Genomic DNA, 21,578 nt, shown 5'->3' with positions numbered 1-21,578 from the left:
TACACGGCGCACGCAGCGACGCTTCAATTATTACAAAGCCCAAGCGGAGTACCACAGATGGCGTTCTTCACCGCAGCCAGCAAAGCCGACTTCCAGCATCAACTGCAAGCGGCCCTGGCGCAGCACATCAGCGAACAGTCCCTGCCACAAGTGGCGCTGTTCGCCGAGCAGTTCTTCGGCATCATCTCTCTGGACGAACTCACCCAGCGCAGGCTTTCCGACCTGGCCGGCTGCACCCTGTCAGCCTGGCGCATCATCGAGCGTTTCGACCCCGAATACCCGCAAGTGCGGGTGTACAACCCTGATTACGAACGTAATGGCTGGCAGTCGACCCATACCGTGGTCGAAGTGTTGCACCATGACTTGCCGTTCCTGGTCGACTCGGTGCGTACCGAGCTCAACCGCCGTGGCTACAGCATCCACACCCTGCAAACCACCGTGCTCAGCGTGCGCCGTGGCGCCAAAGGCGAGCTTTTGGAACTGCTGCCCAAGGGCACCCAGGGCGAGGGCGTGCGCTACGAGTCACTGATGTACCTGGAGATCGACCGCTGCGCCAATGCCGCCGAGCTGACAGTACTGACCCGCGAGATCGAGCAGGTGCTGGCCGAGGTACGGGTGGTGGTGGCCGACTTCGAACCGATGAAGGCCAAGCTGCGTGAAGTGGTGGCGCAGGTGGAACAGACCGGCTTTGGTCCTGCCCAAAACGAGAAAGGCGAAGTCAAGGCCTTCCTCGAATGGCTGCTGGATAACCACTTCACCTTCCTGGGCTATGAAGAATTCACCGTCAAGGGCGACGCCGATGGCGGCCAGATGGTCTACGACGAGCAGTCGTTCCTCGGCCTGCCGCGCCGTCTGCGCGTGGGCCTGACCGCAGAAGAGCTGCGCATCGAAGACTACGCTGTGGCCTACCTCAACGAGCCGCTGCTGCTGTCGTTCGCCAAGGCCGCGCTGCCCAGCCGCGTGCATCGCCCGGCCTACCCGGACTATGTGTCGATCCGCCAGCTGGACGCCGACGGCAAGGTCATCAAGGAGCACCGCTTCATGGGGCTGTACACCTCGTCGGTGTATGGCGAAAGCGTGCATGCCATTCCGTACATCCGCGTGAAGGTGGCCGAAGTCGAGCGCCGTTCGGGCTTCGATCCCAAGGCCCACCTGGGCAAGGAACTGGCCCAGGTGCTGGAAGTGCTGCCGCGCGACGACCTGTTCCAGACGCCGATCGACGAGCTGTTCAGCACGGTCATGGCAATCGTGCAGATCCAGGAGCGCAACAAGATCCGCGTGTTCCTGCGCAAGGACCCGTATGGCCGCTTCTGCTACTGCCTGGCCTACGTCCCGCGGGAAATCTACTCCACCGAAGTGCGGCAGAAGATCCAGCAGGTGCTGATGGAGCGCCTGAAGGCCAGCGACTGCGAGTTCTGGACCTTCTTCTCCGAATCGGTACTGGCCCGTGTGCAACTGATTCTGCGGGTCGACCCCAAGAACCGTATCGATATCGACCCGCAGCAGCTGGAACGCGAAGTCATCCAGGCCTGCCGCTCGTGGCATGACGACTACTCGGCACTGGTGGTGGAGAACTTCGGCGAAGCCCAGGGCACCAACATCCTTGCCGAATTCCCCAAAGGGTTCCCGGCCGGTTACCGCGAGCGCTTCGCCGCGCATTCGGCGGTGGTCGACCTGCAGCATGTGCTGAACCTGTCGGAAAGCAAGCCGCTGGCAATGAGCTTCTACCAACCATTGACCCAGGTTGGCGAGCGCATCCTGCACTGCAAGCTGTACCACGCCGACACCCCGCTGGCGCTGTCCGACGTGCTGCCGATTCTGGAAAACCTCGGCCTGCGCGTGCTCGGCGAGTTCCCGTACCGCCTGCGCCATGCCAATGGCCGCGAATACTGGATCCACGACTTCGCCTTCACCTACAGCGAAGGCCTGAGCCTGGACATCCAGCAGCTCAACGACACCCTGCAGGACGCCTTCATCCACATCGTCCGTGGTGATGCCGAGAACGACGCTTTCAACCGCCTGGTGCTCACCGCCGGCTTGCCGTGGCGCGACGTGGCCTTGCTGCGTGCCTACGCCCGTTACCTGAAACAGATCCGTCTGGGCTTCGATCTGGGCTATATCGCCAGCACCCTGAACAACCACACCGACATCGCCCGTGAGCTGACCCGGTTGTTCAAGACCCGCTTCTACCTGGCGCGCAAGCTTACCCAGGACGACCTTGACGACAAGCAGCAGCGCCTGGAACAGGCCATCCTGAGCGCCCTGGATGACGTGCAGGTGCTCAACGAAGACCGCATCCTGCGGCGCTACCTGGACTTGATCAAGGCCACCCTGCGTACCAACTTCTACCAGCCCGACGCAAACGGCCAGAACAAGTCGTACTTCAGCTTCAAGTTCAACCCCAAGCTGATCCCCGAACTGCCCAAACCGGTGCCAAAGTTCGAGATATTCGTCTATTCGCCACGCGTCGAGGGCGTGCACCTGCGCTTTGGCAACGTTGCCCGTGGTGGCCTGCGCTGGTCCGACCGCGAAGAGGACTTCCGTACCGAAGTGCTGGGGCTGGTGAAAGCCCAGCAGGTTAAGAACTCGGTCATCGTGCCGGTCGGCGCCAAGGGTGGTTTCCTGCCGCGTCGCCTGCCGCTGGGCGGCAGCCGTGACGAGATTGCCGCCGAAGGCGTGGCGTGCTACCGCATCTTCATTTCCGGCCTGCTCGACATCACCGACAACCTCAAGGACGGTGGCGTGGTGCCGCCGGCCAACGTGGTGCGCCATGACGATGACGACCCGTACCTGGTGGTAGCGGCGGACAAAGGTACTGCGACCTTCTCCGACATCGCCAACGGCATCGCTATCGACTACGGTTTCTGGCTGGGCGATGCTTTTGCTTCCGGCGGCTCGGCCGGTTACGACCACAAGAAGATGGGCATTACCGCGCGCGGTGCCTGGGTGGGCGTGCAGCGCCACTTCCGCGAGCGCGGCATCAACGTGCAGGAAGACCCGATCACCGTCATTGGTGTGGGCGATATGGCCGGCGACGTGTTCGGCAATGGCCTGCTGATGTCCGACAAGCTGCAACTGGTGGCAGCGTTCAACCACCTGCATATCTTCATCGATCCCAACCCGGAGCCCGCTTCCAGCTTCGCTGAACGCAAGCGCCTGTTCGACCTGCCGCGCTCGGCCTGGAGCGACTACGACACCAGCATCATGTCCGAAGGCGGCGGGATCTTCCCGCGCAGTGCCAAGAGCATCGCCATCAGCCCGCAGATGAAAGAGCGCTTCGCCATCGAAGCCGACCGCCTGACCCCGACCGAGTTGCTCAATGCGCTGCTCAAGGCCCCGGTAGACCTGCTGTGGAACGGTGGCATCGGGACCTATGTCAAGGCCAGTACGGAGAGCCACGCCGATGTCGGCGACAAGGCCAACGATGCGCTGCGGGTCAACGGTAACGAACTGCGCTGCAAGGTGGTGGGCGAGGGCGGCAACCTGGGCATGACCCAGCTCGGCCGCGTCGAGTTCGGCCTGAACGGCGGCGCCACCAACACCGACTTCATCGACAACGCCGGCGGCGTGGACTGCTCCGACCACGAGGTCAACATCAAGATCCTGCTCAACGAAGTGGTGCAGGGTGGCGACATGACCGAGAAGCAGCGCAACCAGCTGCTGGGCAGCATGACCGACGAAGTCGCCGGGCTGGTACTGGGCAACAACTACAAGCAGACCCAGGCATTGTCGCTGGCTGCCCGCCGCGCCCGCGAGCGGATTGCCGAGTACAAGCGCCTGATGGCCGACCTCGAGGCGCGGGGCAAGCTGGACCGTGCCATCGAATTCCTGCCGTCCGAAGAGCAGTTGGCCGAACGCCTGGCTGCCGGCCACGGCCTGACCCGCGCCGAGCTGTCGGTGCTGATCTCGTACAGCAAGATCGACCTCAAGGAGCAACTGCTCAAGTCGCTGGTGCCGGACGACGACTACCTGACCCGTGACATGGAAACCGCTTTCCCGCCGTCCCTGGTCAGCAAGTTCGCCGAGGCCATGCGCCGCCACCGCCTGAAGCGCGAAATTGTCAGCACCCAGATCGCCAACGACCTGGTCAACAACATGGGTATCACCTTCGTCCAGCGCCTGAAGGAGTCGACCGGCATGAGCCCGGCCAACGTGGCCGGTGCTTACGTGATCGTGCGCGACATCTTCCACCTGCCGCACTGGTTCCGCCAGATCGAGGCGCTGGACTATCAGGTGCCGGCGGAAATCCAGCTTACCCTGATGGACGAGCTGATGCGCCTGGGCCGCCGTGCCACCCGCTGGTTCCTGCGTAGCCGCCGCAACGAACAGGACGCCGGGCGCGATACTGCGCACTTCGGGCCGAAGATTGCGCAGTTGGGTCTGAAGCTGGATGAGCTGCTCGAAGGCCCTACCCGCGAACGCTGGATGGTCCGCTACCAGGGCTTTGTCGACGCCGGTGTGCCGGAGTTGCTGGCGCGTATGGTGGCGGGTACCAGCCACCTGTACACCCTGCTGCCGATCATTGAAGCGGCCGATGTGACCGGCCATGAGCCTGCGCAGGTGGCCAAGGCATTCTTCGCCGTGGGCAGCGCGCTGGACCTGACCTGGTACCTGCAGGAAATCAGCAACCTGCCGGTGGAAAACAACTGGCAGGCGCTGGCGCGCGAGGCATTCCGCGACGATATCGACTTGCAGCAGCGGGCGATCACCATTTCGGTCCTGCAGATGGCCGATGCACCGCAAGACATGGATGCCCGCGTGGCGCTGTGGTCAGAGCAGCATCGGGGAATGGTGGAGCGTTGGCGCGCCATGCTCGACGACCTGCGCAATGCCACGGGCACTGACTATGCGATGTACGCGGTGGCCAACCGCGAGCTGGTCGACCTGGCCATGAGCGGGCAGGCAGCGGTGGTGCCGTCCTGAGCCTTCTGGTGAGGTAAAACAAAGCCCCGGCAGTGATGCCGGGGCTTTTTTTGTATGCCTGGGCTGGCCCTTTCGCGGGTGAACCCGCTCCTACAGCGACCTGTGCCCAACCACCGAGCTGGGTCCACTCCACCGATGCGTTTTCACCTCCGTGTAGGAGCGGGTTTACCCGCGAATACGGTGGCGGCGGCAACGGTGAACGGCCGCTGGAGATTGGCCAGCAGGGCCGGCCCTTTCGCGGGTAAACCCGCTCCTACAGGGGGGGGCGGGGCTGTTACTTGAACCGTCTCTCCACGCCTTTTTCGACCAGGATCTTGGCGGAAATCTCTTCCACCGAAAAATGCGTGGAATTGATATTGGGAATGTTCTCCCTGCGGAACAGGCTTTCCACTTCACGCACTTCGAATTCGCACTGGGCAAAGCTGGAATAACGGCTGTTGGGCTTGCGTTCGTGGCGGATGGCGGTGAGGCGGTCGGGGTCGATGGTCAGGCCGAACAGCTTGCTGTGGTGCTTTTTCAGCACCGCCGGCAGCTGCAGGCGCTCCATGTCGTCCTCGGTCAGCGGGTAATTGGCGGCACGGATACCGAACTGCATGGCCATGTACAGGCAGGTTGGGGTTTTGCCGCAACGCGACACGCCAACCAGAATCAGGTCGGCTTTGTCGTAGTAGTGGGTGCGTGCACCATCGTCGTTATCCAGGGCGAAATTCACCGCCTCGATGCGTTCCATGTAGTTGGAATTGCCACCAATCGAGTGGGATTTGCCCACGGAATACGACGAATGGGCGATCAATTCCTGCTCAAGTGGGGATAAAAACGAAGAAAAGATGTCGATCATGAAGCCATTCGACGTCGCCAGGATCTCGCGGATGTCCTGGTTGACAATGGTGTCGAAGATGATCGGGCGGACCCCATCCCGCTCGGCCGCAGCGTTTATTTGCTGGACCATGGCCCGCGCTTTGTCCGGCGAATCGATGTAAGGACGGGTGAATTTGTTGAAGGGAATGCTCTCGAATTGCGCGAGCAAACTCTGGCCCAGGGTTTCGGCAGTGATACCGGTGCCGTCGGAGATGAAGAACGCGGTTCGTTTCATTTGCGATCTGGGCCTTAAGCTGATGACGATTCTTGGATATGATAAGTTCGGTTTGCCGAATGCGGCTGTCGACATTCTGCCACATTTGCAGCGCCTATTTTCCAGGTACAGGCCACAAACGCCCGGCCAAGTCATAGAAGACAGGCGGGCGCCTTTTGAGCTTTTCCAACACAGTTAGTGGAGAGATCACCTTGGTAGAGTACGTAGTTTCCCTCGATAAGCTCGGCGTCCATGATGTGGAGCATGTGGGGGGCAAGAACGCATCCCTGGGCGAGATGATCAGTAACCTCGCCGGTGCCGGCGTGTCGGTGCCGGGCGGCTTTGCCACTACGGCTCAGGCGTACCGTGACTTTCTCGAGCAGAGTGGGCTGAACGACCGCATTCACGCCGCGCTCGACGCGCTGGACGTTGACGACATCAATGCCCTGACCAAGACCGGCGCGCAGATTCGCCAGTGGGTCATGGAAGCCGAATTCCCTGCGCGTCTGGATTCGGAAATCCGTACGGCCTTCGCCGAAATGGCCGCCGGCAACGACAACATGGCCGTTGCCGTGCGTTCCTCGGCTACCGCTGAAGACCTGCCGGACGCCTCGTTCGCCGGCCAGCAGGAAACCTTCCTCAACATCCGCGGCGTCGATAACGTGATCCGCGCGGCCAAGGAAGTGTTCGCTTCGCTGTTCAACGACCGCGCCATCGCCTACCGCGTGCACCAGGGCTTCGACCACAAGCTGGTGGCCCTGTCTGCCGGCGTGCAGCGCATGGTCCGCTCGGAAACCGGCACTGCCGGGGTGATGTTCACCCTCGACACCGAGTCGGGCTTCCGCGACGTGGTGTTCATCACCGGCGCCTACGGCCTGGGCGAAACCGTGGTGCAGGGTGCGGTCAACCCTGACGAATTCTACGTGCACAAGAACACCCTGCAGGCAGGCCGCCCGGCCATCCTGCGCCGTAACCTGGGCAGCAAGGCGATCAAGATGATCTACGGCGACGAGGCCAAGGCCGGTCGTTCGGTCAAGACCGTCGAAGTCGACCGCGCCGAGCGCGCACGCTTCTGCCTGACCGATGCCGAGGTCAGCGAGCTGGCCAAGCAGGCCATGATCATCGAGCAGCACTACCAGCGCCCGATGGACATCGAGTGGGCCAAGGACGGTGACGACGGCAAGCTGTACATCGTCCAGGCCCGCCCTGAGACGGTGAAGAGCCGTTCCAGCGCCAACGTCATGGAACGCTACCTGCTCAAAGAGAAAGGCACCGTGCTGGTCGAAGGCCGTGCCATTGGCCAGCGTATCGGCGCCGGCAAGGTTCGCGTCATCAACGACGTCTCGGAAATGGACAAGGTCCAGCCGGGCGACGTACTGGTCTCCGACATGACTGACCCTGACTGGGAACCGGTGATGAAGCGCGCCAGTGCCATCGTCACCAACCGCGGTGGCCGTACCTGCCACGCGGCGATCATCGCCCGTGAGCTGGGCATCCCGGCGGTTGTCGGTTGCGGCAACGCTACCCAGGTGCTGAAAGACGGCCAGGGCGTGACCGTTTCCTGTGCCGAAGGCGACACCGGCTTCATCTTCGAAGGTGAGCTGGGCTTCGACATCAAGCAGAACTCGGTCGATGCCATGCCGGAACTGCCGTTCAAGATCATGATGAACGTCGGCAACCCGGACCGCGCCTTCGACTTCGCCCAGCTGCCCAACGCCGGTGTCGGTCTGGCACGCCTGGAGTTCATCATCAACCGCATGATCGGCGTGCACCCCAAGGCACTGCTGAACTACGCGGGCCTGCCTGCCGACCTGAAAGACAGCGTCGACAAGCGCATTGCCGGCTACAACGACCCGGTCGGCTTCTATGTCGAGAAGCTGGTCGAGGGTATCAGCACCCTGGCGGCGGCCTTCTACCCGAAAAAGGTCATCGTGCGCCTGTCGGACTTCAAGTCCAACGAGTACGCCAACCTGATCGGCGGCAAGCTGTACGAGCCGGAAGAAGAAAACCCGATGCTGGGCTTCCGCGGTGCGTCGCGCTACATCAGCGAATCGTTCCGTGACTGCTTCGAGCTGGAATGCCGTGCGCTGAAGCGCGTGCGCAACGAGATGGGCCTGACCAACGTCGAGATCATGGTGCCGTTCGTGCGCACCTTGGGCGAAGCCAGCCAGGTCGTCGACCTGCTCGCCGAAAACGGCCTGGCCCGCGGCGACAACGGCCTGCGCGTGATCATGATGTGCGAACTGCCGTCCAACGCCATCCTCGCCGAAGAGTTCCTGGAATACTTCGACGGCTTCTCGATCGGCTCCAACGACCTGACCCAGCTGACCCTGGGCCTGGACCGTGACTCGGGCATCATCGCCCACCTGTTCGACGAGCGTAACCCTGCGGTGAAGAAGCTGCTGGCCAACGCCATTGCCGCCTGCAACAAGGCTGGCAAGTACATCGGCATCTGCGGCCAAGGCCCATCGGACCACCCGGACCTGGCCAAGTGGCTGATGGAGCAGGGCATCGAAAGCGTGTCGCTGAACCCGGACTCGGTACTCGAGACCTGGTTCTTCCTGGCCGAAGGCCAAGGCGCGGCCTGATGCAGTAAAACGCGGGGGGACGTCTGGCGTCCTCCTGCCTGGTTTTTTCCAGGGCGAGCTCCAGCAATGGACCCCGCCCTTTTTTGTGCACCAAGCAACCTTATGCAAAGCAGCAGCACTCTATTCCCCGTGGCCCTGCTCAGTGCCGAGCGCCGCGGCGATCTCAGCGAAGACGTGTATCGGATCAAGGCCGGTAACGGCCCGGACCCCAGCGTCGAGCTCGCCATCACCCGTCTGGGGCTGGCCGACCAGGTTCAGGCCCAAGGCGTGCCGGTCATTCTCCTGCACGGCAGTTTTTCCAATCGGCGTTTCTGGTATTCACCCAAAGGGGTTGGCCTGGGCGCCTACCTTGCGCGCGCCGGTTTCGATGTCTGGATCCCGGAAATGCGAGGCCATGGCTTGTCGCCGCGCAACCTTGCCTGGAAGCACAACAGTGTTGCTGCCTACGCCCGTGATGACCTGCCGCTGATCAACGCCTTCGTGCGCGAGCAATCGGGCCAGGCGCCGCACTGGGTGGGCCATTCGCTGGGGGGGACGACATTGGCGGCAGCACTGGGTGGCGGCTTCCTGGAGCCTGGGCAAGTCGCCAGTGTGGCGTTGTTCGGTACCCAGATCAGCCGTGTCTATTGGCCATTGAAAGTGCCGCCGCTGGCTTGGGGCGCGAAGCTGGTGCTCAAGCGTTGGGGACAGATATCCGGGCCACGTTTCAAGCGTGGGCCTGAAGACGAGCCGATAGGCCTCGCCTTGGAGAGCATGCGCTGGCACGGCCTGTTCGGGCGCTTTGGCGACAAGCAGAACGATTGGTGGGCAGGGCTGGCTGAAGTGGATGTACCGCTGCTGGCAGTGGCCGGTGCAGGGGACTTCCAGGACCCGGTGTGGGCCTGTCGCAAGCTGTTCGAGCAGTTGGGCGGCGAGCGCAAGCAGTTCCTGCGGCTGGGTCGTGAAGAAGGTTTCGAGGCCTTTGGGCATGTCGACATGCTGGTGAGCAAGGCCGCGCAGGTGCAGGTGTGGCCGCTGGTGGAGCGCTGGCTGCGCAACCCGCTGCTGCCGGTGCATGCGTCCACTGTCGTTGCGGAAGCTGTGCCTGCCAGTTGAGTTTGCTGTACCTGTCATGGCCTCTTCGCGGGTGAACCCGCTCCTACACCGGATTGGTGGTGGACGCACATCGGGGGTTGGACACAGGCCGTCGTAGGGGCGGGTTTACCCGCGAAAGGGCCGGGCCTGCTGGCCAATTTCCACCGGCCGTTCACCTTTGACGCCGCCACCGTATTCGCGGGTAAACCCGCTCCTACACCTGGATAACGGCGCGTTCCTGTGCAGGAACGGGGCACGCGTGGAAGGGCCGATACAGGATGAATACAAATGACTGCCCGGTCCCGGATGACTACGACAGCCTCCAAGGTGTAGCCTTGGCCGATACCCGCTTTCGTTGTGACTGACAGGAGCTTCCCATGCAGCATTACGTAACGCCCGACCTGTGTGACGCCTACCCGGACCTGGTACAAGTGCTGGAGCCGATGTTCAGCAATTTCGGTGGCCGCGATTCGTTCGGTGGCCAGATCGTTACCATCAAGTGTTTCGAGGACAATTCGCTGGTCAAGGAGCAGGTCGAACTCGACGGCAAGGGCAAAGTGCTGGTGGTCGATGGCGGTGGGTCGCTGCGCCGTGCGCTGCTCGGCGACATGCTCGCCGAAAAAGCCGCAAAAAACGGTTGGGAAGGCTTGGTGATCTACGGCTGCGTGCGTGATGTCGACGTGCTGATCCAGACCGACGTTGGCGTGCAGGCCCTGGCCAGCCACCCGATGAAGACTGATAAACGGGGTATTGGCGATCTCAACGTGGTGGTGACCTTCGCCGGGGTAACCTTCCGCCCGGGTGAGTATGTGTATGCCGACAACAATGGCGTGCTGGTCTCGCCGAGCCCGCTGAAAATGCCGGAGTAATGCGCCGCACGCGCTGATGGAGCTTTGATGTTCGAGGAAGACAACGCGCAGTGGGGGCTGGTGCATGCCCTGGTGCTCGATGGCAAAGGCGGCGCGCGCTCGATTGCCCGTACCGAACTGGACGACCTGCAGTTGCAACCGGAGCAGAGCCTGTGGCTGCACTGGGACCGCAGCCACCCGCAAACCCGTTCCTGGCTGCTGCACGACAGCGGCCTTAGCGAGTTCGCCTGCGAGCTGCTGCTGGAAGAAAACACCCGGCCGCGCCTGCTGCCCATGGCGGACGAACAGCTGTTGCTGTTCCTGCGGGGGGTCAACCTCAACCCGGGTGCCGAGCCCGAAGACATGGTTTCGGTACGCATCTTCGCCGAGGCGCAGCGGGTCATCTCGCTGCGCCTGCGGCCGTTGCGCGCCAGCGATGAAATTCTCCAGCTGCTGGAACAGGGCAGGGGACCGAAATCGGCCTCGGAACTGTTGCTGTTGATGGGCGAGTTGCTGACCGAAAAGGTCCAGGGCCTGGTCAGCGACCTGGGCCGAGCTCGTCGACCTGGAGGAAGAAAAGGTCGAATCCGACGAGCGGTATGCCCCGGAGCAGGGCAGCCTGCAGCAGATTCGCCGCCGTGCCGCTGGCTTGCGCCGCTTTCTCGCCCCGCAACGGGAAATCTACGCGCAGTTGTCGCGCAGCAAATGGAGCTGGTTCGCCAATGCCGACGCCGATTACTGGAATGAACTCAACAACAGCCTGATCCGCTACCTCGAAGAGCTGGAACTGGCCCGCGAACGCGCTGCGCTGGTGCTGGAAAGCGAGGACCGGCGGCGCAGCGAGCGGATGAACCGTACCATGTACCGCTTTGGCATCATCACCTGCATCTTCCTGCCCATGAGCTTCGTCACCGGGCTGCTGGGCATCAATGTCGGCGGCATCCCCGGGGCGGAAAACCCTTTGGGCTTCCTGTTCGCCTGCATCGTCGTGCTGGGGTTGGCCGTGGGGCAGTGGTGGCTGTTCCGGCGGTTGCGATGGGTATAGCGGTGCAATTTGAAACCGTCGTGCCAACGGGATGTGTGACCCGTCGCCCGGCCATCTCGTCTCTTGCTGACACTGCGCGAGGTGCCCATGCACGATCCGTTTGAAGAATCCCTGCGCGACCTGCTCAAGGCGTCACCCTCCGGCAATGACCGGGACGACCGGGACGACGCCGCTTGCCTGGGTCGCGTGCTGAAAACCGCCAACCGCCAGGTTGGCGCGGGTGATCTGTTCAGCCTGCTTGGCCGCTGGAGCCAGGCGCTGCTGATTGCCGTGAACAATGGCTCGGCGCATGTTGCGCCGGTGCGTCGACACTCTTCCCGCAACGCTGCCACTGGCAGCAAAGCAGATAAGGCCGATTGAATATGGAACTCGATCTCTGGACCCAGAGCCTGGTCACCGCGATGACTGCCCTTTGGACCAAGGTAGCGAACTTCATCCCCAACCTGTTCGGCGCGCTGGTCGTGGTGCTGCTCGGTTTCGTGGTGGCCAAGCTGCTCGACACGCTGCTGTCCAAACTGTTGGCCAAATTTGGCCTGGACCGCCTGATGGCCGGTACCGGCCTCACCAAAATGCTCGGTCGGGGCGGCATCCAGGTGCCGATCTCGACCCTGATCGGCAAGATCGTCTATTGGTTCGTGCTGCTCATCTTCCTGGTCTCGGCTGCCGAATCGCTGGGCCTTGAGCGGGTTTCGGCAACCCTCGACATGCTCGCCCTGTACTTGCCCAAGGTGTTCGGCGCGGCCCTGGTGCTGCTGGCTGGCGTACTGCTGGCGCAGGTGGCCAACGGCCTGGTGCGTGGCGCTGCCGAAGGTATCGGCCTGGAATATTCGGCGGGCCTGGGGCGTATTACCCAAGGCCTGGTGATCATCATCAGCATCTCGGTGGCCATCAGCCAGCTTGAAGTGAAAACCGACCTGCTGAACCACGTCATCGTTATCGGGTTGATTACCGTTGGTCTGGCCGTTGCCTTGGCAATGGGCCTTGGCAGTCGCGAAATTGCCGGGCAGATCCTGGCCGGCATCTACGTGCGCGAGCTGTACCAAGTCGGCCAGCAGGTGCGGATTGGAGAGGTCGAAGGGCATATCGAGGAGATCGGTACGGTGAAGACGACGCTGCTGACCGATGATGGCGAACTGGTGTCACTGGCTAACCGCGAGCTGCTTGAACAGCGCGTCAATAGCCGCTAACCGCACAAAAGCTGTTAATGTATGCCGCCGCGAAATTCGACCCACGGGGTCGCGCGGCGACATTGACCTGACTGTCGGCCAGATCCGTTTTGAATAAAGTTCATTCGCCGCCCATGCGCTATGACCCCCGCGAGCTCACAGACGAAGAGTTGGTGGCGCGTTCGCATGAGGAGCTGTACCACGTTACCCGCGCCTATGAAGAGCTCATGCGGCGCTACCAACGGACCCTGTTCAACGTCTGTGCGCGTTATCTGGGGAACGACCGTGACGCGGACGATGTCTGTCAGGAAGTGATGCTGAAAGTGCTGTACGGGCTGAAAAACTTCGAGGGTAAGTCGAAGTTCAAGACCTGGCTCTACAGCATCACCTACAACGAGTGCATTACCCAGTACCGCAAGGAGCGCCGCAAACGTCGGTTGATGGATGCCTTGAGTCTGGACCCTGTTGAAGAGGCGTCCGAAGACAAGGCTCCAAAGCCGGAAGAAAAAGGCGGGCTGGACAAGTGGCTGGTGCATGTGAACCCGATTGACCGGGAAATTCTGGTGCTGCGTTTTGTCGCAGAGCTGGAGTTTCAGGAAATTGCCGACATCATGCACATGGGCCTGAGCGCGACGAAAATGCGTTACAAGCGCGCGCTAGACAAGCTTCGGGAGAAATTTGCCGGCCTTGATGAAACTTAGTGGCGTGCAAATATCTCTAACGAACCGGCGAGTTCTGCTAGACTCGCCGTCGAGTTGTCCCTCTTGTTTGTGGTGGGACTGCTTAACTATCACCAGATGGGGATTTAACGGATGAAATTGAAAAACACCTTGGGCTTGGCCATTGGTTCGCTTGTAGCCGCCACTTCGATTGGCGCTATGGCACAAGGTCAAGGCGCCGTCGAGACTGAAATCTTCTACAAGAAAGAATTCTTCGACAGCCAGCGCGACTTCAAGAACGACGGCAACCTGTTCGGCGGCTCGATCGGTTACTTCCTGACCGACGACGTTGAGCTGCGTCTGGGCTACGACGAAGTGCACAACGCTCGTGGCGAAGACGGCAAGAACATCAAGGGCTCGAACACCGCCCTGGACGCCGTTTACCACTTCAACAACCCGTACGACGCCATCCGTCCGTACGTTTCCGCTGGTTTCTCGCACCAGTCGCTGGGCCAGACCGGCCGTGGCGGTCGTGACCACTCCACCTTCGCCAACGTTGGCGCTGGCGCCAAGTGGTACATCACCGACATGTTCTATGCCCGTGCCGGCGTAGAAGCTCAGTACAACATCGACCAGGGCGACACCGAGTGGGCCCCGAGCGTTGGTGTTGGCCTGAACTTCGGCGGTAGCCCGAAGCAAGCTGAAGCTGCTCCTGCTCCAGTTGCTGAAGTCTGCTCCGACTCCGACAACGACGGCGTGTGCGACAACGTCGACAAGTGCCCAGACACCCCGGCCAACGTTACCGTTGACGCCGACGGCTGCCCGGCTGTTGCCGAAGTCGTTCGCGTTGAGCTGGACGTCAAGTTCGACTTCGACAAGTCGGTCGTCAAGCCTAACAGCTACGGCGACATCAAAAACCTGGCTGACTTCATGAAGCAGTACCCACAAACCACCACCGTGGTTGAAGGTCACACTGACTCCGTGGGTCCAGACGCTTACAACCAGAAGCTGTCCGAGCGTCGTGCCAACGCTGTCAAGCAAGTGCTGACCCAGCAGTACGGCGTAGAATCCAGCCGTGTTGACTCGGTTGGCTACGGCGAAACCCGTCCGGTTGCTGACAACGCCACCGAAGAAGGCCGTGCTGTCAACCGTCGCGTTGAAGCTCAGGTAGAAGCCCAGGCCAAGTAATTGGTTTGAAGCTTCATGAAAAACCCGGCCTCGGCCGGGTTTTTCTTTGCCTGGGTTTTAACCGGCCCTGAAGGCCGCTCCTGCGGTCAGCCTGCGATTGCGATCCGCCCCACAGCCTGCTGCTCCCCGACCACCTCCCCAATCACCAGGATTGCCGGGCTACGCAAACCAAACGCCCGCGCAGCTTCCACCATTCCCTGCACATCGCTTCTGCACTCCCGCTGCTGCGGCAACGAGGCATTTTCGATCATCGCCACCGGCATTTCCGGCGCCATGCCCCCCGCCAGCAATCCTTGGCGCACTTGTTCCAGCCGCGCCACCCCCATGTAGACCACCAGCGTTGTCCCGCCCTGAGCCAAGGCCGCCCAGTTCAGCTCGCTATCGTCCTGGGTGTGCGCCGTCACCAGCGTCACCCCTCGGCTCACGCCCCGTGAAGTCAGGGGAATCCCGCATTGGGTGGCCCCGGCCAGGCCGGCGGTGATGCCATTGATCACCTCCACTTCGATGCCATGCCCTTGCAACCACAGCGCCTCTTCACCGCCACGGCCGAAGATGCAAGGGTCGCCGCCCTTGAGCCGCACCACGCAACGGCCCTGTCGCGCGTGGCGCAGCATCAGGCGCTGAATGAACGCTTGCGGTGTAGAGCGGCAGCCGCCGCGCTTGCCCACGGTCATTACCCGGGCCTGCGGGCAATGCTCGAGCACTGCCGGGTTGACGAGGTCGTCGACCATGACCACGGCGGCTTGCTGCAACGCACGCACTGCCTTGAGGGTGAGCAGTTCAGGGTCACCAGGGCCGGCACCGACCAGCCATACTTTTGCATTCATCAGGGTTTCCTCATCGGCAAGGCGCGTTCAGCCCTTGAGCAGGGTGAACAGCAGTATCAGATTGATCAGCAACGACAACAGGGCCAGGGTGCGCCACACCTTCAGCGGCTCGCGTTCCAGCAGCGGCCGGGGTCGGCTGGGCAGTTCCTGGCGGTCGCCGCGCTCGAGCAGCAGCAACCAGTGTTCGGCGGTTTCGAAGCGCTGCGCCGGGTCGCTCGCCACGGCCTGCAGCAGGTTGTGCTGCAGCCATTCCGGCAGGTCGGGTCGGTAGCGCGCGGCGTTGACCGGCTGGCCGAAGCGCGGGCGCTGGAAGGCCTCTACCTCGCCGTACGGGTAGTGTCCGGTCAGCAGGTGGTACAGGGTCACGCCCACTGCATACAAGTCCTGACGCGGGCTGGGCGGGTGGCCATCGAATGCTTCCGGGGCGATATACGAGGGCGTGCCGGGCAGCTCGTGCAGAGGGTCTTCGGACAGGCCCGGGCAATAAGCCAGGCCGAAGTCCAGCAGGCGCAGCTGGCCATCGCGGCCCAGGTGCAGGTTGTCTGGCTTGATATCGCGGTGCAGCAAGTTGCGCCGATGCAGCACACCGACTGCCTGCAGCAGTTGCCGGGCGACTTCCAGCCATTGCGGCAAGGGCAGCGGGCCTTGTTCGGCCAGCAACGCCGCCAGGTTCTGGCCGGGATATTCGCGCATCACGTAGTACAGGTGCTGGCGCTGACTGGCGGTGTGTAGCTCGGGGAAGTGCCGGCCGGCGATGCGGCGCAGAAACCACTCTTCCAGCAACAGCCCTTGTGCCGCCCCCGGTTCCTGTTCGCGTGCCGGGGGCAGGGTCTTGAGCAGCCAAGGCTGGTTCTGGCTATCGCGCACTTTGTACAGCAAGGACTGGCGGCTGTGCGCATGCAGTGTTTCGACCTGCCAGCCGTCGATCACCTGGCCTTCGCGCAGCGCGCCGGGCACTGGCCATTGTTGCAGTTGCGCCAGGGTATCGCCCAGGTTGGCCGTGCCCAGTTGTTCGACTTGCACCAGCAAGGCGCTGGCGTTGTCCTTGCTGCCGTTGAGGTGGGCACTGGCCACCAGGGTGTCGGCGGCCAGTTGCAGGTCAGTTTGCTCGCGCAGCACGGCCTGGATGTGCTGTTCGCCCAGGCTGGCCCAGACCCCGTCGCTGAGCAGCAGGAAGCATTCACCCGGTTGCAGCTCGCCTTCCAGGTAATCCACCAGCAGGTGCTGGTCCAGGCCCAGTGCCCGTTTCAGTACATGCTGCATGCCCGGTTGGTCCCAGACATGGTCTTCGCTCAGGCATTGCAGCGTCCCCCCGTGCCAGCGGTACACCCGGCAGTCGCCTACATGGGCCAGGGTAAAGCGTCGGCCGCGCAACACCAACGCGCTAAGCGTGGTCAACAACGGCTGGCCGCTGCCCTGGGCGCGCAACCAGCGGTTTTGCGCCAGCAGCAGACGGTCGAGGGCCTGGGCCACGCTCCAGGTGGCCGGCGTGGCGTAGTAATCCAGGGCCAGTGCCTGCAGGCTGGCGCGTGCCGCCAGGCCGCCGTCGGCACATTGGCTGACGCCGTCGGCCAGTGCGAACAGGTAGCCTTTGCTGGCGGCCACTTCTGGTGCCGGTGTCACCAGGCGCAGGGCGTCCTGGTTTTCCGCGCGCGGCCCGGTGGCGCTGGCCTGGGCAAAGCTCAGTTGCAGGCTCATCGGCGTGCCTCAGACCCGCGCTGCTGTGACTGCAGCCGAGCCCCAGGTGGTGCGCCAGCGCTGTTTCACCCCGTGCAGGCCGAACCAGGCCAGCAGGCCCAGGCTGGCGAACAGCCACAGCCCCAGTTGGTAATCGCCAGTGTGCTGCTTGATGGTGCCAAGTCCGGCCGCCAGCAGGAAGCCGCCGATGCCACCGGCCATGCCGATCAGACCGGTCATTACCCCGATCTCTTGGCGGAAGCGTTGGGGCACCAGTTGGAACACGGCGCCATTGCCGGCACCGAGGCCGAGCATGGCGCTGACGAACAGCGCCAGTGCGGCCGTGGCAGAGGGCAGGTTGAAGCCGACTGCGGCAATGCAGATGGCGGCCACGCCGTACATGCCCAGCAGGGTGCGGATGCCGCCAAAACGGTCGGCCAGGGCGCCGCCAAGCGGGCGCATCAGGCTGCCGGCGAACACGCAAGCGGCGGTGTAGTAGCCGGCGGTGACCGGGCTCAGGCCGTATTGGTCACTGAAGTAGCCGGGTAGGGCACTGGCCAGGCCGATGAAACCGCCGAAGGTAACGCTGTAGAAAAACATGAACCACCAGCTGTCACGGTCGCCCAGTGCCTTGAGGTAGTCGGCCATGGCTTTCGGCTTGGGCCGTTGCGGGGCATTGCGCGCCAACAGGGCGAACACCACCAGCGCCAGTGACAGCGGGATCAGCGCAAAGCCGAACACATTGTTCCAGCCAAAGCCCGCTGCCAGTGCCGGTGCCAGCAAGGCCGCGAACACCGTGCCGGAGTTGCCGGCGCCGGCGATGCCCATGGCCTTGCCTTGGTGCTGTGGCGGGTACCACTGTGAGGCCAGCGGCAGCGAGACGGCGAAGGACGCACCGGCAAAGCCCAGGAACACGCCTAGCAGCAGGGCCTGTTCATAGCTGTGCACGCCAAGGTACCAGGCTGCGGCCAGGGCGACGATGACCACCACCTGGCCGATCAGGCCAGCCGTCTTGGGCGACAGGCGGTCGACCAGAACGCCCATGGCAAAGCGCAGGATCGCCCCGGCCAGGATCGGCGTGGCCACCATCAGGCCCCGTTGTTGTGCGCTCAGTTGCAGGTCGGCAGCAATCTGCACCGCCAACGGGCCCAGCAGGTACCAGACCATGAAGCTGAGGTCGAAGTACAGAAACGCGGCGAACAGCGTGGGCACATGCCCGGATTTCCAGAAGCTGGCACTCATCGAACACCTCACTCGGTAGTACAACGGAACGAAAAAGACGCCGCTACCCGCTCCATGGGTGTGGAGGGGAGAGCGACGTCTTTGTCGGGATTCAAGTGGGGTAACCGCCGTTGGCTACCGGTGAGATTTGTTCAGCAAGAGATGGGCCAACTTCCGGGGCGGCTTGCTCGGATTTTTCAGCGCATCAGCCGAGCATCTCATGCATGGCAATGATCTGTTCGGCCACCTGGATCAGCTTCTGCTGCCGGCTCATGGCCTGGCGACGCATCAGGGTGTAGGCCTGCTCTTCGTTGCAGTCCTTCATTTTCATCAGCAAGCCTTTGGCCTGCTCGATGCGCTTGCGTTCGGCCAATTGCTGGTCGCGCGCCAGCAGCTGCGCCTTCAGTGCCTGGTCGCTTTCGAAGCGGGCCATGGCCACGTCCAGGATCGGCTGAAGCCGCGCAGCATGGATACCTTCGACGATATAGGCACTGACCCCTGCCTGGATCGCCTGACGCATCATTCCGGGGTCGTGCTCGTCGGTGAACAACACGATGGGCCGCGGCTGGTCACGGCTCACCAGCACTACCTGTTCCATCACATCGCGGTCTGGCGAGTCGGTATCGATCAGGACCACGTCCGGGCGCACCGTTTCGACGCAGGCGGGCAGGTCGATGGTCAGGTCTGGGGCTTCGATGATCTCGAAGCCGGCCTCACTCAACGCCGCCCTGAGGCGACCGAGCTTGTTCTGGGTGTCGTCGATCAGCAGGATGCGCAACATGTTCGTCCCCCCTCACGCGCCGACACGGGCATCGGGCAGGTCGCCCAAGGCATGCAAGCTGAAACTGCGGGCATAGCCGAAGGGGTCGCTGCCGTCCCAGCGGGAGCCATCGATCAGCAGGCTGCTGCGCATCGGTTGGCCTGGGCAAGCGATGCCCAGGCTCTGTGCGGCCTCGCTGTACAACTGCAGTTGCTGGACCTGCCGGGCCACGCCGAGGTAGTCGGGGTCTTCGCGCAGCAGGCCCCAGCGGCGGAACTGGGTCATGAACCACATACCGTCGGACAGATAGGGCAGGTTGGCCCGGCCTTGGTCGAACAGGCGCAGGGCGTGTGGGTCTTGCCACTGGTTGCCCAGGCCATCCTCATAATGGCCGAGCAGGCGGGGGGCTATGCTGTCCAGCGGGGTGTCCAGGTAAGCGCTTGCGCTGAGCAGTTGCGCGGTGCTGCGGCGGTTTTCCGGGCTTTGCTCGATGAACCGGCTGGCGGTGAGGATCGCCTTGATCAGCGCACGGGCGCTGTTGGGGTATTGCTCGGCAAAGACGCGGGCGCAGGCCAGGACCTTTTCCGGGTGATCCGGCCAGATCGACTGGCTGGTGGCCAGGGTGAAGCCTTGGCCTTTGTTCACGGCGTCGGCGGCCCAGGGCTCGCCGACGCAGAAGCCGTCAATGCGCCCGGCCTGGAGGTGTGCAGCCATCTGCGCCGGTGGCACCACTACGCTGTCGACGTCGCGCAGCGGGTGAATGCCCTGGCTGGCCAGCCAGTAATACAGCCACATGGCGTGGGTGCCGGTGGGGAAGGTCTGGGCGAACGTCAGGCGTGCGCCATGCTGGTGCACTAGGCGCGCCAGTGCCTCAGGGTTGGTCACGCCCTTGCGCTGCAGGGCAGGGGACAGGTTGATAGCCTGGGCGTTCTGGTTCAGGCCCATGAGCACTGCCATGTCGCTGGCGGGTACGCCGCCAATGCCCAGGTGCACGGCGTAGACCAGGCCATACAGGCAATGCGCGGCGTCCAGTTCGCCGCTGACCAGCTTGTCGCGCAGCCCGGCCCACGAGCCCTGGCGCTGGAGGTTGAGGGTAAGGCCGTGCTGCTGGGCGAAACCCTGGGTGGCGGCGACCACGACCGAGGCGCAGTCGGTCAGGGCCATGTAGCCGATGTTCAGGCTGGTTTTTTCCGGCGCGTCGCTGCCGTTGACCCAGGCCAGGGGCGTTGCTCGGGGTACAGTGTTCACAAGAGTCCTCGCCCTTACTGATAAGGCTGTGGGCTGAACAGGTGCAACCGATGTGCCAAGCGCTCCACGATTTGCTGTCCTGCCAGCCCCACGCTGGCTATAATCGCCCCCTCACTCACCCTGAGCCTTGCCCGCCCATGTATACCCTGGCCCGCCAGCTGCTGTTCAAGCTTTCCCCGGAAACTTCCCACGACCTGTCCCTGGACCTGATCGGCGCCGGTGGCCGTATGGGCCTCAACGGCATGCTGTGCAAGCAACCGGCGTCATTGCCGGTTTCGGTCATGGGCTTGAACTTTGCCAACCCGGTGGGGCTGGCAGCTGGCCTGGACAAGAACGGCGCGGCCATCGACGGCTTCGCCCAGCTGGGCTTCGGCTTTGTCGAAATCGGCACTGTCACCCCGCGTCCGCAGCCAGGCAACCCCAAGCCACGGTTGTTCCGCCTGCCGGAAGCCACGGCCATCATCAACCGCATGGGCTTCAACAACCTGGGCGTTGATCACCTGCTCGACCGCGTACGCGCCTCGCGCTACAAGGGGGTGCTGGGCATCAACATCGGCAAGAACTTCGATACCCCGGTCGAACGTGCCGTCGATGACTACCTGATCTGCCTGGACAAGGTCTACACCGCCGCCAGCTACATCACGGTCAATGTCAGCTCGCCCAACACCCCGGGCCTGCGCAGCCTGCAGTTCGGCGACTCGCTCAAGCAGTTGCTCGATGCCCTGGCCGAGCGACGCGAGCAACTGGCCGGTGCACATGGCAAACGCGTGCCCCTGGCAATCAAGATCGCGCCGGACATGAGCGACGAAGAAACGGCGCTGGTGGCCGCCGCGCTGATGGAGTCGGGCATGGATGCGGTGATCGCCACCAACACCACGCTGGGCCGTGAAGGTGTCGAAGCATTGCCGTACGGTGGCGAGGCGGGCGGCCTGTCGGGCGCACCGGTGCTGGAGAAGAGCACCCATATCGTCAAGGTGCTGGCAGGTGAGCTGGGCGGCAAGTTGCCGATCATTGCCGCCGGGGGCATTACCGAAGGCCGCCATGCTGCCGAGAAGATCGCGGCCGGGGCGAGCCTGGTGCAGATATACTCGGGCTTCATTTACAAAGGGCCGGCGCTGATTCGCGAAGCGGTGGATGCTATCGCGGCAATGCCGCGGTAACCTGACCAGCCCGCCCCTGCAGGGGGGAGGGTGGGTACAGCTGATGAGGTTTGCCAAGGCATAAAAAAGGGCCCCGTCAAGGGGCCCCTGGGCCTTCGCCCGCCGCCCGGATGGGGCGTGCA

Annotated in this window: 15 protein-coding genes and 1 pseudogene; 10 read left to right on the top strand and 6 right to left on the bottom strand. The window is 63.1% G+C overall.

Annotated features, from left to right (window positions below):
* The first annotated feature begins 57 nt into the window (after window positions 1–57).
* Complete coding sequence (locus ACZ889_RS23565; RefSeq protein WP_121783825.1) at window positions 58–4,923, top strand: NAD-glutamate dehydrogenase; 4,866 nt, start codon at window positions 58–60, stop codon at window positions 4,921–4,923.
* A 274-nt stretch (window positions 4,924–5,197) separates the two neighbouring features.
* Here the strand turns inward: ACZ889_RS23565 and ppsR are convergent, their stop codons facing one another.
* Window positions 5,198–6,016 carry a posphoenolpyruvate synthetase regulatory kinase/phosphorylase PpsR gene (ppsR, locus tag ACZ889_RS23560; protein ID WP_003248634.1) on the bottom strand — a complete coding sequence of 273 codons (819 nt, stop codon included), beginning with the start codon at window positions 6,014–6,016 and terminating at the stop codon, window positions 5,198–5,200.
* 191 nt (window positions 6,017–6,207) lie between these two features.
* Here ppsR and ppsA point away from each other — a divergent pair, with 191 nt between their 5' ends.
* The 8 genes and pseudogenes from ppsA to ACZ889_RS23520 all read left to right on the top strand — a co-directional run bounded on the left by ppsA (window position 6,208) and on the right by ACZ889_RS23520 (window position 14,563).
* Entirely contained in the window at window positions 6,208–8,583 is a 2,376-nt protein-coding gene (ppsA, locus tag ACZ889_RS23555) for a phosphoenolpyruvate synthase (protein ID WP_064614086.1), read from the top strand.
* Between the two features lie 102 nt (window positions 8,584–8,685).
* Window positions 8,686–9,678, top strand: coding sequence for an alpha/beta fold hydrolase (locus ACZ889_RS23550; protein WP_256873100.1), 993 nt, complete (start codon window positions 8,686–8,688; stop codon window positions 9,676–9,678).
* Window positions 9,679–10,034: 356 nt separating this feature from the next.
* Window positions 10,035–10,526 (top strand): ribonuclease E activity regulator RraA, encoded by a 492-nt coding sequence (gene rraA, locus ACZ889_RS23545; RefSeq protein ID WP_003248652.1) that lies wholly within the window; start codon window positions 10,035–10,037, stop codon window positions 10,524–10,526.
* A gap of 27 nt (window positions 10,527–10,553) precedes the next feature.
* A pseudogene (locus ACZ889_RS23540) lies at window positions 10,554–11,550 on the top strand (zinc transporter ZntB).
* Window positions 11,551–11,637: 87 nt separating this feature from the next.
* Window positions 11,638–11,910, top strand: a complete 273-nt coding sequence (locus tag ACZ889_RS23535; protein WP_014591816.1) for a hypothetical protein — start codon at window positions 11,638–11,640, stop codon at window positions 11,908–11,910.
* Window positions 11,911–11,912: 2 nt separating this feature from the next.
* The gene (locus ACZ889_RS23530; protein ID WP_010953088.1) at window positions 11,913–12,737 is read left to right on the top strand and encodes a mechanosensitive ion channel family protein; all 825 of its coding nucleotides are present in this window, start codon (window positions 11,913–11,915) and stop codon (window positions 12,735–12,737) included.
* 113 nt (window positions 12,738–12,850) lie between these two features.
* The gene (gene sigX / locus ACZ889_RS23525) at window positions 12,851–13,417 is read left to right on the top strand and encodes an RNA polymerase sigma factor SigX (RefSeq protein WP_003248665.1); all 567 of its coding nucleotides are present in this window, start codon (window positions 12,851–12,853) and stop codon (window positions 13,415–13,417) included.
* A 111-nt stretch (window positions 13,418–13,528) separates the two neighbouring features.
* On the top strand, window positions 13,529–14,563 hold the full coding sequence (locus ACZ889_RS23520) for an OmpA family protein (RefSeq protein ID WP_010953090.1): 1,035 nt from the start codon (window positions 13,529–13,531) through the stop codon (window positions 14,561–14,563).
* Window positions 14,564–14,649: 86 nt separating this feature from the next.
* Here the strand turns inward: ACZ889_RS23520 and cobA are convergent, their stop codons facing one another.
* The 5 genes from cobA to ACZ889_RS23495 all read right to left on the bottom strand — a co-directional run bounded on the left by cobA (window position 14,650) and on the right by ACZ889_RS23495 (window position 20,296).
* On the bottom strand, window positions 14,650–15,390 hold the full coding sequence (gene cobA / locus ACZ889_RS23515; RefSeq protein WP_108078209.1) for a uroporphyrinogen-III C-methyltransferase: 741 nt from the start codon (window positions 15,388–15,390) through the stop codon (window positions 14,650–14,652).
* A gap of 27 nt (window positions 15,391–15,417) precedes the next feature.
* Window positions 15,418–17,088: a bifunctional protein-serine/threonine kinase/phosphatase gene (locus tag ACZ889_RS23510; RefSeq protein ID WP_476257856.1), complete on the bottom strand. Its 1,671-nt coding sequence runs from the start codon at window positions 17,086–17,088 to the stop codon at window positions 15,418–15,420.
* A gap of 9 nt (window positions 17,089–17,097) precedes the next feature.
* Entirely contained in the window at window positions 17,098–18,309 is a 1,212-nt protein-coding gene (locus ACZ889_RS23505; RefSeq protein ID WP_180689511.1) for a nitrate/nitrite transporter, read from the bottom strand.
* Window positions 18,310–18,493: 184 nt separating this feature from the next.
* The gene (locus ACZ889_RS23500) at window positions 18,494–19,069 is read right to left on the bottom strand and encodes an ANTAR domain-containing response regulator (RefSeq protein WP_476257855.1); all 576 of its coding nucleotides are present in this window, start codon (window positions 19,067–19,069) and stop codon (window positions 18,494–18,496) included.
* A gap of 12 nt (window positions 19,070–19,081) precedes the next feature.
* On the bottom strand, window positions 19,082–20,296 hold the full coding sequence (locus ACZ889_RS23495; protein WP_476257854.1) for a CmpA/NrtA family ABC transporter substrate-binding protein: 1,215 nt from the start codon (window positions 20,294–20,296) through the stop codon (window positions 19,082–19,084).
* A gap of 137 nt (window positions 20,297–20,433) precedes the next feature.
* Between ACZ889_RS23495 and ACZ889_RS23490 the strand changes: the two genes are divergently transcribed.
* Window positions 20,434–21,456, top strand: coding sequence for a quinone-dependent dihydroorotate dehydrogenase (locus tag ACZ889_RS23490; protein WP_143999811.1), 1,023 nt, complete (start codon window positions 20,434–20,436; stop codon window positions 21,454–21,456).
* The last annotated feature ends 122 nt before the right edge of the window (window positions 21,457–21,578 follow it).

This window comes from Pseudomonas sp. TE3895 (assembly GCF_056278855.1).
Note: the sequence above shows the minus strand (reverse complement) of the source record. Positions and strands in the feature narration are given on the sequence as shown.